Origin of the sequence: Caballeronia sordidicola, from assembly GCF_000729995.1 — a bacterium.
Taxonomy (GTDB): domain Bacteria; phylum Pseudomonadota; class Gammaproteobacteria; order Burkholderiales; family Burkholderiaceae; genus Caballeronia; species Caballeronia sordidicola_A.
In genome coordinates, this window is record NZ_JNFG01000033.1 from 42,103 (window position 1) to 57,256 (window position 15,154).

15 protein-coding genes are annotated in these 15,154 nt (G+C 60.6%); 6 read left to right on the forward strand and 9 right to left on the reverse strand.

Translation table 11 applies throughout. The features are described 5' to 3' along the window. Positions 1-28: 28 nt before the first annotated feature. Together FH08_RS0127105 and pdxH are read right to left on the reverse strand one after the other, a co-directional pair. The gene (locus tag FH08_RS0127105) at positions 29-1,243 is read right to left on the reverse strand and encodes an SAM-dependent methyltransferase (RefSeq protein ID WP_031361367.1); all 1,215 of its coding nucleotides are present in this window, start codon (positions 1,241-1,243) and stop codon (positions 29-31) included. A gap of 206 nt (positions 1,244-1,449) precedes the next feature. Next, positions 1,450-2,106 carry a pyridoxamine 5'-phosphate oxidase gene (gene pdxH / locus FH08_RS0127110; RefSeq protein WP_031361368.1) on the reverse strand — a complete coding sequence of 219 codons (657 nt, stop codon included), beginning with the start codon at positions 2,104-2,106 and terminating at the stop codon, positions 1,450-1,452. Between the two features lie 352 nt (positions 2,107-2,458). Between pdxH and FH08_RS0127115 the strand changes: the two genes are divergently transcribed. Further along, positions 2,459-3,319: a tRNA threonylcarbamoyladenosine dehydratase gene (locus tag FH08_RS0127115; protein ID WP_031361369.1), complete on the forward strand. Its 861-nt coding sequence runs from the start codon at positions 2,459-2,461 to the stop codon at positions 3,317-3,319. Positions 3,320-3,435: 116 nt separating this feature from the next. Here FH08_RS0127115 and trxA read toward each other — a convergent pair whose 3' ends face one another. Together trxA and FH08_RS0127125 are read right to left on the reverse strand one after the other, a co-directional pair. Beyond that, on the reverse strand, positions 3,436-4,284 hold the full coding sequence (trxA, locus tag FH08_RS0127120; protein WP_031361370.1) for a thioredoxin: 849 nt from the start codon (positions 4,282-4,284) through the stop codon (positions 3,436-3,438). Between the two features lie 140 nt (positions 4,285-4,424). Beyond that, positions 4,425-5,324 (reverse strand): pirin family protein, encoded by a 900-nt coding sequence (locus tag FH08_RS0127125; protein ID WP_031361371.1) that lies wholly within the window; start codon positions 5,322-5,324, stop codon positions 4,425-4,427. A 218-nt stretch (positions 5,325-5,542) separates the two neighbouring features. Between FH08_RS0127125 and FH08_RS0127135 the strand changes: the two genes are divergently transcribed. Beyond that, the gene (locus FH08_RS0127135) at positions 5,543-5,821 is read left to right on the forward strand and encodes a hypothetical protein (RefSeq protein WP_031361372.1); all 279 of its coding nucleotides are present in this window, start codon (positions 5,543-5,545) and stop codon (positions 5,819-5,821) included. A 232-nt stretch (positions 5,822-6,053) separates the two neighbouring features. On the opposite strand, the gene FH08_RS0127140 is transcribed toward FH08_RS0127135, so the two are convergent. Together FH08_RS0127140 and tsaE are read right to left on the reverse strand one after the other, a co-directional pair. Then, entirely contained in the window at positions 6,054-7,601 is a 1,548-nt protein-coding gene (locus FH08_RS0127140; RefSeq protein WP_031361373.1) for an N-acetylmuramoyl-L-alanine amidase, read from the reverse strand. Next, positions 7,583-8,137 carry a tRNA (adenosine(37)-N6)-threonylcarbamoyltransferase complex ATPase subunit type 1 TsaE gene (gene tsaE, locus FH08_RS0127145; protein WP_031361374.1) on the reverse strand — a complete coding sequence of 185 codons (555 nt, stop codon included), beginning with the start codon at positions 8,135-8,137 and terminating at the stop codon, positions 7,583-7,585. Before tsaE ends, FH08_RS0127140 begins: the two co-directional genes overlap by 19 nt. A gap of 17 nt (positions 8,138-8,154) precedes the next feature. Here tsaE and queG point away from each other — a divergent pair, with 17 nt between their 5' ends. Together queG and xerD are read left to right on the forward strand one after the other, a co-directional pair. Continuing rightward, a complete protein-coding gene (gene queG / locus FH08_RS0127150) occupies positions 8,155-9,399 on the forward strand; it encodes a tRNA epoxyqueuosine(34) reductase QueG (RefSeq protein ID WP_031361375.1) in 1,245 nt (414 codons plus the stop codon). A gap of 35 nt (positions 9,400-9,434) precedes the next feature. After that, on the forward strand, positions 9,435-10,358 hold the full coding sequence (gene xerD, locus FH08_RS0127155; RefSeq protein WP_031361376.1) for a site-specific tyrosine recombinase XerD: 924 nt from the start codon (positions 9,435-9,437) through the stop codon (positions 10,356-10,358). 10 nt (positions 10,359-10,368) lie between these two features. On the opposite strand, the gene FH08_RS0127160 is transcribed toward xerD, so the two are convergent. Together FH08_RS0127160 and FH08_RS0127165 are read right to left on the reverse strand one after the other, a co-directional pair. Next, on the reverse strand, positions 10,369-11,904 hold the full coding sequence (locus tag FH08_RS0127160) for a class I adenylate-forming enzyme family protein (protein ID WP_031361377.1): 1,536 nt from the start codon (positions 11,902-11,904) through the stop codon (positions 10,369-10,371). Position 11,905: 1 nt separating this feature from the next. Further along, positions 11,906-13,057 (reverse strand): acyl-CoA dehydrogenase family protein, encoded by a 1,152-nt coding sequence (locus FH08_RS0127165; RefSeq protein WP_031361378.1) that lies wholly within the window; start codon positions 13,055-13,057, stop codon positions 11,906-11,908. Positions 13,058-13,182: 125 nt separating this feature from the next. Between FH08_RS0127165 and FH08_RS0127170 the strand changes: the two genes are divergently transcribed. Both FH08_RS0127170 and plsY read left to right on the forward strand, forming a co-directional pair. Beyond that, on the forward strand, positions 13,183-13,674 hold the full coding sequence (locus FH08_RS0127170) for an aminoacyl-tRNA deacylase (RefSeq protein ID WP_031361379.1): 492 nt from the start codon (positions 13,183-13,185) through the stop codon (positions 13,672-13,674). A gap of 56 nt (positions 13,675-13,730) precedes the next feature. Next, the gene (gene plsY, locus FH08_RS0127175; protein WP_031361380.1) at positions 13,731-14,354 is read left to right on the forward strand and encodes a glycerol-3-phosphate 1-O-acyltransferase PlsY; all 624 of its coding nucleotides are present in this window, start codon (positions 13,731-13,733) and stop codon (positions 14,352-14,354) included. A gap of 262 nt (positions 14,355-14,616) precedes the next feature. On the opposite strand, the gene FH08_RS0127180 is transcribed toward plsY, so the two are convergent. Next, entirely contained in the window at positions 14,617-15,102 is a 486-nt protein-coding gene (locus FH08_RS0127180; protein WP_031361381.1) for a YajQ family cyclic di-GMP-binding protein, read from the reverse strand. Positions 15,103-15,154: the final 52 nt, after the last annotated feature.

The following is a 15,154-nucleotide window of genomic DNA, read 5'->3' on the forward strand; positions in this document are numbered from 1 at the left end:
TCGGAAGCGGGCAGGTCAGGCGTTGAACTCAGAGCGATTTATCGTAGATATACCGGCGCGACCACGGCAGCGTTTTCGCGCTTCGACCGGCCTTGCGGCAGACAATTTGATAAATGGACACGTCGTCGTTCTCGAATGCGTACGCACAACCCGCCAGATACACGCGCCAGATGCGGAATTTTTCATCGTCGACGAGCGCCTTTGCTTGCTCCGCCTTCGCCTCGAAATTTTCCGCCCAGAGGTCGAGCGTGCGCGCGTAATGACGGCGCAAGCTTTCCACGTCGACGGCTTCGAGGCCGCCTTCCTGCAGCGCCTGGAGCGCAAGCCCGATGTGCGGCAGTTCGCCGTCCGGGAACACGTACCGGTCGATGAACTCGCCGCCGCCCAACGCCGTCTCGCCGCTGTTGAAGTCGGTCGACGTGATGCCGTGGTTCATGGCAATGCCGTCGTCGACCAGCAGTTCGCGCACCTTGGTGAAGTAACCGGGCAGGTTCTTGCGGCCGACGTGCTCGAACATGCCGACGCTGGTGATCCGGTCGAACTGGCCTTGTATGTCGCGATAATCCTGCAGGCGGATCTCGATCTGACCTTCGAGTCCGGCGTCCTTCACGCGTTTCGTGGCGAGATCGAACTGGTTCTGCGAGAGCGTGACGCCCACGCATTTCGCACCGAATTTCTGCGCGGCGCGCAAGACGAGCGCACCCCAGCCGCAGCCGATGTCGAGCAGGCGCTGGCCCGGTTGCAACTGGATCTTCGTGAGGATGTGGTCGATCTTCTTGATCTGCGCGGTCGCGAGGTCTTCATCGCCGTTCTCGAAATATGCGCAGGAGTAGACCATGTTCTTGTCGAGCCACAGCTCGTAGAACTCGTTCGATACATCGTAGTGGTACTGAATGGCTTTCTTGTCCGACGCCTTCGAATGAGTGAAGTAGCGCCGCACGCGCGCCAGCTTGCTCGCGCCCGTGACAGTGTTCTTGGCCAGCCCGTAGCTGATATTGATGATGTCCGACAGCTTGCCTTCGATGTCGATCTTGCCCTTCACATAGGCTTCACCGAGGTTGTCGAGACTCGGTTCGAGCAGATAGGGCAGGGCGGTCGCGCTCTTCACATGCAGCGTAACCTGCGGTGCCGCGAAACTTCCGAAGTCATGTTGCTGTCCATCCCACAGTACCAGCCGGGCGGGCAGGTTCGCCCGGTCCCGAATGTCCTGCACCCACTGCGTCAGCTTTTTCTCCCAAAACATGCTCGTTCTCCGCGCTCAGATGAAAATGAAGCTAAACCGGGTCGATTGCACTGCACGTTTTCCACATTGTTCGCGAGGCCTTGTCGCTTGCCCTTAGTCCGTTGCCCTTCCCCTCCCGGACACGCCGCAACGAGACGCGTTTTTAACGCGGGTCCAGTCAATGCGGGCTCACGAGGAACCCGGCGAAGGTCGAACTCTTGCTAAGGCTAAGGCGATAAGCGGACGATTTGCCATTGCTGGCCATTACCGCCAAGCGTAGGTGCAGCACGTTTATAGACGACACGGTCATGCAACCGTGACGGACGGCCCTGCCAGAATTCGATGGTGTCGGGAACGAGCCGGTAGCCGCCCCAATGTGGCGGACGCGGCGGGTTGTCACCGTATTTTGCAATCAATTCGCGCTCGCGGGCCTCAAGCACCGCGCGGCTTTCGATCACTTCACTCTGCTCCGACGCCCACGCGCCTATTCGCGATCCAAGCGGGCGCGACGCGAAATACGCATCGCTATCTTCCGGACTTGTCTTGACGACGGAGCCCTCGATACGCACCTGGCGTTCGAGTTCAATCCAGTAAAACAGTAGGCTCGCGGCGGGGTTGCTCGCGAGTTCATGACCCTTGCGGCTGAGGTAATTCGTGAAAAAAACGAACCCTCGGTCGTCGACGCCCTTGATCAGTACGATGCGCGCTGAAGGGTGGCCACGCTCGTCGACGGTCGCGAGCGTCATGGTATTGGGTTCGGGTAATTGTGCGTCGAGCGCCTGCGCGAACCACGTTTCGAATTGTCGAATTGGATTGGGATCCACGTCGGATGTTTCCAACGATCCGACGGAATAATTCTTTCTAAGATCGGCGAGGGTCATCATTTTTTATGCAAACGCTTCAATCGCATTAGTATAGCCAAGGTCTTCAAATTCTGCGCTTTACCGCCAATGTCCCTTTGATCTTCAATGATTTAGATCATGTTCCCGGGCGACAGAATTTGATGCAATTCGGCAGTTATTTTCATTTTGCTTTCAAAAAACTGGCCGATGATTTCTTACGTCCAATCTTCGATAAGGCAGAATACGCAATTCAGCGAATTCCTGCTGATCTCCGGTTCTATCGTTGCGATAGAGCGTCAGTGCGGACCGGTGCCGCGAGGCACTGTTGTCATGCTTTCTTGATGCCTTCTTGCTTTGTTTTTGCTTGTTTTGCCGACCCGCTGCCCACCTCATCATGACCGCTTTTCCTGCCTCCGCCGACACTTTAAATCTTACCCCCGCCACGCCGGAGTTTGAAGCCGCCGACCGCGCCCGGCGCTTTGGCGGCGTGGCGCGCTTGTATGGTCCGGCCGGGCTCGCGGCGTTCGAACGCGCGCATGTGGCAGTGATCGGGATTGGCGGCGTGGGCTCGTGGACGGTCGAAGCGCTGGCGCGCAATGCGATCGGTCGCCTGACGCTGATCGATCTCGACAACGTGGCCGAAAGCAATACGAACCGCCAGGTGCACGCGCTGGACGGCAACTACGGCAAGGCCAAGGTGAGCGCAATGGCCGAGCGCATTCACCTGATCGACCCGGCGTGCCGGGTGGAGCAGGTCGAAGATTTTATCGAGCCCGCCAACTTCAATTCTGTGCTGGGCGGCGGTTTCGATTTCGTGATCGATGCAATTGACAGCGTGCGTACGAAAACGGCGCTAATTGCGTGGTGTGTTGAGCATGGACAGCCAATGATCACCGTTGGCGGGGCGGGTGGGCAATTGGATCCGACGCGGATTCGTATCGACGATCTGGCGCTCACGATCCAGGACCCGTTGCTCTCGAAGGTGCGCGGGCAACTGCGCAAATTGCACGGCTTTCCGCGTGGGCCAAAAGCGAAGTTCAAGGTGAGTGCGGTCTATTCCGACGAGCCGCTGATCTACCCCGAAGCACCTTCGGGGAACGCTAGCGAAGCGGCCGGCACGGAAGAAACGGTGCCCACTGCTATGGGACCGGTTGGACTAAACTGCGCTGGATTCGGATCGAGCGTCTGCGTGACAGCCAGTTTCGGATTCGCCGCTGCCGCATATGTCTTGAGGGAAATCGCGAAACGCGGTTGAACATTGAGCGTAACTCGAAAAAATGGCCGTTTTCAAAACGGCCATTTTCTAAACGCCTTCTCGCAAAAATATCGATTTAAACTATTTGAAAGGTTTTGGCTCCGGGCATTAATGCGTTAGTTAATTGCTGCGCTTAATTTGCGGCGCCATTGCGAAACCACTTCCGGCTGATGCGCGGCCAGGCCGAACACCGACAGCATGGTCTTGCGGCCTACGTCGTCCATGAACGCGCGGTCGCGCGTCACGATCGCGAACAAATGCTCCAGCGCGCCGTTGTAATCTCGACCGGCTATCAAACGGTTGGCCAGCGCAAAACGGGCTTCCAGATCGTCCTGATTGGCGTTCACGGCGTCGATCAAGGCGTCGGCGGGTGGAAGGCTGGCCGCGGCATCGGCGGCGTCCAGTTCGGTCTTTAGCGCGTTGTAGCGCGCATCGATCCCTTGCGTGGTTTTCGGTGACAACAGCTTCTCTTCATCGCGCGCTTCGTCCGTACGGCCTGCTGCGAGCAGCCACTCGATCAGGTCCAGCCGCGCGTCGTCATAACCGGGATCAAGTGCCAGCGTCGCCTTGACATGGTCAATGGCGAGATCGGTGTCGCCTGCCGCGTACGCCGCGTGCGCGGCACTGCGCTCGGCTTCCGCGCCGTCCGGTACCAGCTTGTCGATGAATTCACGCAGCTGACCTTCCGGCAGCACGCCGATGAACTGGTCGACCGCGTGGCCGTCTGCGAACGCGACGACGTGCGGAATGCTGCGTACCTGAAAATGCTGCGCCAGTTCCGGATTTTCATCGACATTCACTTTCACCAGCTTCCACTTGCCCGCGCCTTCCGCTTCCAGCCGCTCGAGCATCGGGCCGAGCGTCTTGCATGGACCGCACCACGGCGCCCAGAAATCGACGAGCACCGGCGCAAGCGTGGACGCGGCGATTACGTCCTGTTCGAACGTGGCGAGTGTTGTATCCATGGTGTTCCTCCAGAAACGCGTAAACGATGTCTCATTATCTTGGGGCAAGCCGGCCGAGTTCAACCGGCTGCATGCCTGATTCAGCGGCGGCCTCGGGCTTCAATCCCTGAGGCTCGTAAGCCTCATAAACCTCATAAGCCTCAGGCTTCCGGCGGATTAGCCGAGCGGCGCGGCGGCGGCAACGGGATAAACTCCGTTTCGCCGGGGACCTGCCCGATCCGCTGCTCGCTCCACGCGAGTTTTGCGGCCTCGATTTTTTCCCTCGAACTCGAGACGAAATTCCACTCGATGAAGCGCGGACCGTCCAGCGGCGCACCGCCGAGCAGCATGGCGATAGCGCCTTCCGCGCTGCGCAGATCGGCGGCAAACCCCGGCTTCAGCACGGCCATTTGGCCCGCGGGCAGCACGTCTCCGTCAATGGAGAGATCGCCTTCCAGCAGGTAGACCCCGCGTTCCTCATGTTCCGTATCGAGCGTCACCGCGCTGTTCGCTGAAAATTGCGCCGCGACATAGAGAGTGGGGGAGAACGTGGTGGTCGGCGCCGTTTCGCCGAACGCGCTGCCGGCGATCACCCGCAACGTCACGCCATTGCGTTCGAGTTGCGGCAGCGTCGCGGCCGGATGATGCTCGAACGACGGCGCGCATTCCTCTTCCGCTACGGGCAACGCGACCCACGTCTGGATGCCGTGCATGTTCTGCCCGGCGGCGCGTTCCTCGTCGGGCGTGCGTTCCGAATGCACGATGCCACCGCCGGCCGTCATCCAGTTCACGTCGCCGGGCGAGATCTTCTGGACTGAGCCGACGCTGTCGCGATGCATGATCGCCCCCTCGAAGAGATACGTGACGGTCGCGAGGCCTATGTGCGGATGGGGGCGCACGTCCAGCCCTACCCCAGGCACAAGCGTTGCAGGGCCAATATGGTCGAAGAAAATGAACGGTCCGATAGTGCGGGCGGCCAGCGCAGGCAGTACCCGACGCACCATAAGGTTGCCGACGTCGTGCTCATGCGGCTTGAGAAACGCTTGGATTGTGGAAGACATGGGGACGTCCGGATTGCGTACTTGGAGATGCAATTCTACTGGGCGCCGTGTGTCAGCACGCAAGCGGTATCGGAGCGATAGGCCATTCGGCCGATGTTCAAACCGGATCATGGCGACGCTGACGAGCATGGCGACCTGGGACCCGTGCAACTTTCGATGACCGTCTCGATGGACCTTTCCGATGGACTTTTCCGCCTAGCCTAGACAGGAGCTTCACAATGACTAAGACCACACTTTTAATCGCCGTTGCCGCCGGACTTTTCGCCACTGCCGGTGCTTATGCCCAAACATCGAGCGGCAATTCGTCGAACGCGGCGTCCATGCCCACCGCATCGCCGATGCAAAGCGCCGACACGTCCGACGGCGCATCCGCGCCGATGAAAAAGCATCACAAGATGCACAAGCAGTCGTCGACCGGCCAGTCGGCCAACCCGAGCAAGACGCCTGCCGTAGAAACGGGCGCCAGTGCCGCGACAGAGAATGGTCAAAGCAAGTAGGTCAGGGTGCCGCGGGCGTTTCGAGAGGTAATGTTTCAAAGAAAAAGCGCTTGCGCCCTGACCGGCGCGAGCGCTTTTTTCTATGGCATGTGACGCGGGATCGCCTCGTCCGAATGGGCTATGGCGTGAGTTTGTGCAACAAATTTGCAAAATCGTCCGCTAAAGTGTCTAACTGCGTTCGCCCGCACCAGCCTTAATCCGCCTGCAGGCCAGCGCGAACGAACCTGTCCCTTTACGTCATGCGGCTCTTGGCGAGCGGCGGGTTGGCCGCAAAATACCGCTTGATGCCTTTCATGATCGCGGTAGCCATCTGGTCGCGGTAAGCGTCGTCGTTCAGGCGCTGCTCCTCTTCGGGGTTACTGATAAACGCGGTTTCCACCAGGATTGATGGAATATCCGGTGCTTTTAACACCGCGAAACCGGCTTGTTCCACCGAGCCCTTGTGCAGCTTGTTGATGTCGCCAATCTCGTTCAACACGAAATTGCCATAGCGCATGGAGTCGCGAATCTGCGCTGTGGTGGACATGTCGAACAACGCCCGGTTGACGCTCGCGTCCTGCGTCGTCACATTGATTCCGCCAATGGAGTCCGACGAGTTTTCCTTGTTCGCCATCCAGCGCGCGGCCGCACTCGAAGCACCGTGATCGGAGAGTGCGAACACCGACGAACCCCGCGCCGAGGGCGTGGTGAACGCATCGGCGTGAATGGAAACGAACAGGTCCGCGCCCACGCGACGCGCCTTCTGCACACGCACGTTGAGAGGCACGAAGAAGTCGGCGTCGCGCGTCATCATCGCGCGCATGTTCGGCTGCGCATCGATCTTCGCGCGCAGCTTCTTCGCGACATCGAGCGCAATGTGCTTCTCGTACGTTCCGCCGCTGCCGATCGCGCCCGGATCTTCGCCGCCGTGGCCCGGGTCGATCGCAACCGTGAGCAGGCGCGTTGTGCCGGATTTGTTGCTCTTCGGGTTGGCGAAACCGTAGTCGTCGGTCGTGCTGCTGCCGGACGAGTCGTCCTGGTTCGCCAACGCCGTAGGCGGCGCCGGCTTGACTGTGGGACGGGGCTTCGGAATCGCTGCAATAGGCGGGACGGGTGCGGGCGTTGACGGTGCGCGCGGCAGATCGGACTGCGCGTACTTCTGGAAAAACTCGTCCGTGTTGTCCGGCGCGTTCGCTTTCGGCGGCGTGGTGGGGCCGCTCAGCGCGGCGGGCGGCGGCGACGGATTCGGGTTGGTCTGATCGAAGGTCTGTTGCTTGTGCTCGGACTGAGCGAGCAAATCCATCAGCGGGTCGGGTGCAACGGCCGGATACAGATCGAAGACCAGCCGATACTTGTAGCTGCCAATCGGCGTCAGCGTGAACACTTGCGGCTTCACCGACCCCTTCAGGTCGAACACCATGCGCACCACGTGAGGCTGATATTGCCCGATGCGCACCGACTGGATCTGCGGGTCGTTCGGCGTGATCTTCGAGACGAGATCCTTCAGTTCCTGATCGAGGTCGAGTCCATTCAGGTCGACCACGAGCCGGTCCGGACCCTGCAGCAGTTGCTGGGTGTTTTGCAGCGGCTGATCGGACTCGATCGTGACCCGCGTGTAATCGCGGGCAGGCCACACGCGCACGCCGAGCACCGAACTCGCGTAGGCGAGCTTCGGTCCGAGCAGCGCGAGGGCGATAGTCGAAGCACCCGCGCGCAGCACCTGGCGCCGCCGCCAGTTGTGCGAGACCGTGGCGGTCGATTCGATCGAATGAAACGGCTTGATCAACAGCTTTCGAGACATGACTTTCCTGTTTCGCTAAACGCGCGCGCTATCAGCACGCGGCCTTCGCCTTCCTGTTCCAGCGTGAATTCGAGATCCGGCACACCCAGCAGTCCGCCAGCGCGTTGCGGCCATTCGACCAGGCAGATCGCGCCTGCATCGAAGTATTCGCGAAAGCCGGCATCAGCCCATTCGGCTGGATCGGCGAAGCGGTAAAGATCGAAGTGATAGAGCTCGAGCGGACCCGTTTCCGTTGCAAGCGAATAGGGTTCGACAAGCGTGTAAGTGGGACTGCGCACGCGGCCCGCATGACCGAGCGCGCGCAGCGTCGCACGCACTAACGTGGTCTTGCCCGCGCCCAGGTCGCCGATCAACTGGACCTGCAAACCGGGAAAACGTTCGTTCGGGGTGCTCGAATATTTCAGGCGGACCTGCAGGATCGCTTGCGCAAAGCGGCCACCGAAGGCGAGCGTCGCGTCTTCGTCGGGCAGGTCGAAGCGGCGTTCGAGCAGCGCGGCGGGAGGGTTTGAAAACGATCGAGTGAGGCTGTCGGGCATTCTCGTAAAATGTCGTGATGAACCGTTTGCCGGAACACCCTGTGGAACGCGAGAGCGCGTCAGACGACGCCGTCGCGGACCCGCGCTACTTCAGACTTGACGACGAAGCCGCGCTGGCTGAACTCGCGCTACGCATCAAGGCGTGGGGGCACGAGCTGGGGTTCTCTGCGGTCGGCGTCAGCGACGCCGACTTGACGGAAGCCGAAGAAGGCCTGGCTTCATGGCTCGAAGCAGGCTATCACGGCGAGATGGATTATATGGCCAAACATGGGATGAAACGCGCGAGGCCAGCCGAGCTTGTGGCCGGCACGCGACGTGTTATTACAGTTCGAATGGCCTATTTGCCGGCATCGACGCTCCACGGCAAGGCGCGCGAAAGTGCCGCGACAGCCGACGGTCAGGCAATCGACTGGCGCGCAGCCGAATGGGCTCGAATAGGCGATCCTGCGGCAGCTGTGGTGTCGGTCTACGCTCGCGGACGCGATTATCACAAGGTCATGCGCAGCCGCTTGCAGCAGTTGGCCGATCGCATAGAAGGCGAGATTGGTGCGTACGGGTACCGCGTATTTACGGATTCCGCGCCTGTTCTCGAGGTCGAGCTGGCGCAAAAGGCGGGTAACGGCTGGCGTGGAAAACACACGCTGTTGTTGGAAAGCGATGCCGGGTCGCTGTTTTTTATCGGCGAGATTCTGGTGGATATTGCGCTTCCGCCCGACGCTTTGACCCATCCCGATCAAGCGCCCGAACACGACGGCGCGCATTGCGGAAGCTGCACACGGTGCATCGATGTCTGCCCGACCGGGGCGATCGTCGCGCCGTATCGCGTGGATGCGCGCCGCTGTATTTCGTATCTGACCATCGAGTTGAAGGGAAGCATTCCCGAAGATATGCGGCCGCTGATCGGCAATCGGGTTTATGGTTGCGACGATTGCCAGCTCGTATGTCCGTGGAACAAGTTCGCGCAGGCCGCGCCGGTCGCGGATTTCGATGTACGCCACGGGCTCGATCGCGCGTCGCTCGTGATGTTGTTCGGCTGGAGCGCCCATGATTTCGATGAACGCATGCAGGGCAGCGCGATTCGCCGTATCGGACATGCGCAATGGTTGCGTAATATTGCGGTGGCGATGGGCAACGCGTTGCGCTCGCCGGTTTTGGGCGCCGATGAGCGCTCGGCAATCCGCGATGCATTGAATGCCCGCGCCGCGGATGCTTCAGAGCTGGTCCGCGAACACGTCGAATGGGCGCTGCGCCAGGAAGCATGACCGGACGTATGACCGCACGCTTACAGGAAAAATCAATGGAAGTGACCGAGGTAGAACGCGCGCCGGAACTCGTGTCGAGCAGCGCATCGATCGATCTCTTTTGCGACGCGCTCTGGCTCGAGCATGGTCTCGCGAAGAACTCGCTCGAAGCGTACCGGCGCGATTTGCGCTTGTTCTCCGAGTGGTTATCGAAGACGCGCGGGGGCACCGTCGATACCGCCACCGAAGCCGACATGAACGGCTATCTCGCCGCCCGCCGTGCGGACAAAGCGACGTCCGCGAACCGCCGGTTATCGGTCTTCAGGCGCTACTACGCGTGGGCGTTGCGAGAACATCGAGCGCCCGCCGATCCTACGCTTAAGCTGCGTTCGGCCAAACAGCCGCCGCGCTTTCCCAAGACGTTGAACGAAGCCCAAGTCGAGGCGCTGCTGAACGCGCCCGATGTGGAAACCGCGCTTGGGCTTCGCGACCGGACCATGCTCGAACTGATGTACGCGAGCGGCCTGCGCGTGACTGAACTCGTGACGTTGAAGACCGTGGAAGTGGGCTTGAACGAAGGCGTGGTGCGCGTGATGGGCAAGGGGTCGAAGGAGCGTCTTATTCCGTTCGGGGCGGTTGCGCACGACTGGATCGAGCGATATCTGCGCGAATCCCGGCCGGTATTGCTTGGCGCCCGCGCCGCCGATGCGCTGTTTGTCACCACGCGCGGCGAAGGTATGACGCGCCAGCAGTTCTGGAACATCATCAAGCGCCACGCGCTCACCGCCGACGTGCGCGCGCCGCTCTCACCGCACACCCTGCGGCATGCGTTCGCCACGCACTTGCTGAATCACGGCGCCGATTTGCGTGTGGTGCAAATGCTGCTCGGCCATACCGATATCACCACGACGCAGATTTACACGCACGTCGCACGTGAGCGGCTGAAGACGCTGCATCACGACCACCATCCGCGCGGTTGAAGACGCATGTTTAAAGCTGCTCCCTGAGCTTGTGTTTCAACAGCTTCCCCGTCGATGCTGCCGGCAGCGCCGCCAGCACGCGGATCTCGGCGGGGCGCTTGTAGGGCGCAAGACGATCGGCGCACCACTGGACGATATCGTCGGGCAGCGCATGCACCGACGGCAGCAATTCGACGAACGCAATCACTTCCTCGTTGCCCTCGACTGCGCGCCCGATCACCGCGGATTGCAGTACATCGGGGTGTGAATTCAGCACGTTCTCGACTTCAGCCGGATACACGTTGAAGCCCGATCGGATGATCAGTTCCTTGCTGCGCCCGACGATATACAGCGCACCATCCTGGGCCTGACGCGCGAGGTCGCCGGTTCGGAGCCAGCCATCTTCCGTGACCGTCGCCCGCGTCTGCGCTTCATTGCGGTAGTACCCGAGCATCACGTTCGGCCCGCGCACCCACAATTCACCGACTTCACCCGGCGCCACATCCACGCCATCCAGCGCCACAAACCGCAGTTCGATACCCGGTATAGGGTCGCCTGCCGAGCAGTCATCGCGCGGTGCGTCGAGCATGGTCTGCGATATGGTCGGGCTGCTTTCCGTCATGCCATAACCGTTGTGCAGCGGTACCTTGTACAAGCCTTCGACGCGCGATTTCAGCGCGGCATCGAGCGCAGACCCGCCGGAATACGCGAAACGCAACGCAGGCGCGCGCCACGGCGTACCGCTTGTCTGCACGTGTTCGACGAGCTTCGCGTGCATGGCCGGCACGCCCTGGAAGATCGACACGTTTTCTTCGGCCAACGCCCTTCGCACGGTATCGGGGGCGAAGCGTGGGGCAAGCCGGAGCGTTGCCCCTGCGTATAGGCTGCCGAGACAGACCGACGCCAGCCCGTAGATATGCGTAATCGGCAGCACGGCGTACACCAGGTCTTCGGGCGTCACGCGCCGCAATGTGCTGGACATGGCCGCGATAAACAACACGTTGCGATGCGACAGCATCACCCCCTTCGGCGCGCCAGTCGTGCCCGTGGTGTAGATCAGCGCGGCGCATTGACGGGTGGGATCGGTTTCAACGGGCTCGGGTGACACGGTTTCATCGACGATAAAGCGCCACGCGCCCACGTTTGTTGCAGCTGCCGCTTCGGCAGCGTTCAACCGATCCGCATGATTCGCAGCATCCTTCGATGCATCGATGGTGAACGCCACCACCCGCGGCTTCGCGTGAGCGCGGATCGCATCGATTTCGCTTGCCGAAAGCCGGGCGTTCGTGAGCAAACACCAGGCGTCGAGTTGCGCGACGGCGAACATCAGCACGACTTGCGCCACGCAATTCTCGCTCACGATCATCACGCGATCGCCGCCTTGCACACCGGCTTGCGTGAGCTGACGGGCTGTATCGTCGATGGCTTGGACGAGCTCCGCCGCATTCAGGCGCCGCTCGTCTTCGATCAACACAACGTGCTGCGGATCACGGGCGGCGAGGCGCGCGGGGATATCGGAAATACGCGTGGGCAATGCGGCGAGCAAGGCGGCGACATCAACGTCCATTTCAAATCTCCGTGCCGCGCATCAGTCCGCGCGCGATGATCACTTGTTGAATCTGCGACGTGCCTTCGTAAAGCCTGAAGAGCCGCACGTCGCGATAAAAACGTTCGATGCCGTACTCCGAGATATATCCTGCGCCACCGTGCACCTGTACCGCGCGATCGGCCACGCGGCCGCACATCTCGGTGGCGAAATACTTGGCACATGACGCTTCTATGGACACGTCACGCCCCTCGTCGCGGCGGCGCGCGGCATCGAGCACCATGCATTCGGCCGCGTAGATCTCGGTCTTGCTGTCGGCCAGCATGGCTTGCACAAGCTGGAATTCCGCGATCGGCTGGCCGAACTGCTTGCGTTCCATGGCGTAGGCGAGGGCGTCTCGCAGCATCCGTTTGGCAGCCCCAATAGCGATGGCCGCAATGTGCAAACGCCCCTTATCAAGCACTTTCATGGCCGTCTTGAACCCGACGCCTTCCACGCTACCAATCAATTGCGTGGCCGGAATACGGCAATTTTCGAAGATCACGTCGCACGTGTGCGCGCCGCGCTGGCCCATTTTCTTGTCGGGTTTGCCCAACGACAGTCCCGGCGATTCCCGCTCGACAATGAACGCCGAAATGCCGCTCGCGCCTTTTGCGTCGCTCGTGCGCGCCATCACGGTGAAGATGTCGGCTTCCGGCGCATTCGTGATGAAGCGCTTCGTGCCGTTCAGCACGTAGTGGTCGCCGTCCCTGCGCGCCGTGGTTTTCAGCGACGCAGCGTCCGAACCCGCGTCCGGCTCGGTCAGGCAGAACGAGCCGATCAGATCGCCCGCCGCGAGCTTCGGCAGATAGTGCTGTTTCTGCTCCTCGCTGCCGTCGAGCAGGATGCCAATCGAGCCGATGCCGTTGTTCGTGCCGATCACGGACCTGAATGCCGGCGATGTCTGCCCGAGTTCGAACGCCACGCGCACTTCCTCTTCCATCGTCAGGCCGAGTCCGCCGTAAGCCTCCGGAATGGTCAGCCCGAACAGGCCGATCTCGCGCATGGCGGCGAGCACATCGGCGGGAATCTGATCGGTCTCGTCGACTTCGGCTTCGCGTGGCACGAGCGTTTCGCGCACGAAACGGCGGATAGCGTCTTCAAGCAGCGTCTGGGTTTCTGAATCGCGAATCACGTTGAATCTCCAAGGTGGCGCATGCCGGATGAGCAATTACGAACGATCGTGCCACATGAATTCACCTTGCACAATTGGCCGTTCGGCCGATGGTGGCCGTGCTTTCGCGCCGCTACAATGCCGTCATGTCCAAGGTAAAACACATTTCCGAGACCCCGGCCACGCAGTTTTTGCGTCGGCACAAGGTCGCGTTCGGCGAGCATCCGTATGAGTATGTCGAGCATGGTGGCACGGAAGAATCGGCGCGCCAGTTGGGTGTGGATGAACATTGCGTGGTCAAGACGCTCGTGATGGAGGACGAACATGCAAAGCCGTTGATCGTGCTCATGCACGGCGACAAAACGGTCTCGACCAAGAATCTCGCGCGGCAGATTGGTGCGAAGCGCGTTGAGCCGTGCAAGCCGGAGGTGGCCAATCGGCATTCAGGGTTCTTGATCGGCGGCACATCGCCGTTTGGCACGAGGAAGGCGATGCCGGTGTATGTGGAATCGACCATCTTGGACCTGGACACAATCTATCTGAACGGCGGACGGCGCGGGTATCTGGTGAGCATTGCGCCGCCGGTCCTGGCCGAACTGCTAAAGGCCACGCCCGTGAGTTGCGCGAGCGTCGATTAAAATGCGCGTCCTGAAGTCTCGCTCTTGCCCCCGTTCCCGAAGATAAGAAGAAATCAATGAACAATGTGATTGTCGCTGTGGTGGCTTACCTGATCGGCTCGATCTCGTTTGCAGTGGTTGTCAGTTCGGCCATGGGTCTTGCCGACCCGCGTTCGTACGGTTCCGGCAACCCGGGCGCGACGAACGTGCTGCGCTCGGGCAACAAGCTGGCAGCCATCCTGACGCTGCTCGGCGATGCGATCAAAGGCTGGTTGCCCGTATGGCTGGTCGTGCATTTCGGCGCGCGTTTTGGGCTTGATTCCACGGCTGTCGCGCTTGCGGCCATCGCCGTGTTTCTCGGGCATTTGTTCCCGATATTCTTCAAGTTCCAGGGTGGGAAGGGCGTTGCGACCGCGGCAGGCGTGCTGCTCGCCATCAACCCGGTGTTGGGGCTGGCCACCTTGCTGACGTGGGTGATCATCGCGGTTTTCTTCCGATATTCGTCGCTGGCCGCGCTGGTGTCGGCGGTATTCGCGCCGTTCTTCGATGTGTTTCTTTTCGGCCCCAGCCGTATCTCGCTGGCCGTTGCCGCGATGAGCGCGCTACTGATCTGGCGGCATCGGGGGAATATCAAGAAGCTGCTGGACGGAAAGGAGAGCCGGATCGGGGAGAAGAAGCGGGCGGCGGAAGCGGTTAAATAAGCTGCCGTGAAACTTCGCTTCGAAAGCAAGAAAGCCGCCCTGAAGGCGGCTTTCTTGCACTCATACTCTCAAAGCGATCGAACCAGATGGAGTCGGTTTTTTCCGTCTTCGGCAGTGTGTTCCAAAATGGAACCTACTGAGTCTTCAGCCGACTTATCGAAAGCTGAGATGCCTGATAAAAGGCGTGTTCTCCGCAGATGCCCGATAAACAACGACCCAACGCCCGGAATTGCCAACCTTAGGCGCCGGCCGAACACCACACTCAATCCCGGAAATTATTGAAGTCCAGCGGCGTATCCGTCACGTCCTTCTTCAGCAACGCAATGGCGCTCTGCAAATCGTCCCGCTTCGTGCCGTTGATGCGCACCGAGTCGCCCTGAATGCTGGCCTGGACCTTGATCTTGCTGTCCTTGATCAGCTTGACGATTTTCTTCGCCAAGTCGCCGCTTACACCTTTCTTGATCTCGACGACCTGCTTCAGCTTGTCGCCGCCAATTTTCTCGATCTTGCCGTAATCGAGAAAACGCACGTCCACATTGCGTTTCGCGAGTTTCGACAACACCACGTCCTTGACCTGGCCGAGCTTGAAATCGTCGTCGGCAAAAAGCGTCAGGTCACGATCCTTTTGCTCGACGCGCGCGTCCGAACCCTTGAAGTCGAAGCGCGTGGCAATTTCCTTGTTCGATTGTTCGATGGCGTTTTTCACCTCGATCATGTTTGCTTCGCTGACGACGTCAAACGATGGCATCTGCATTCCCCTTCGTTGAGGCGAGGCGTGGCGTAAGGCTTGCACGCACTCG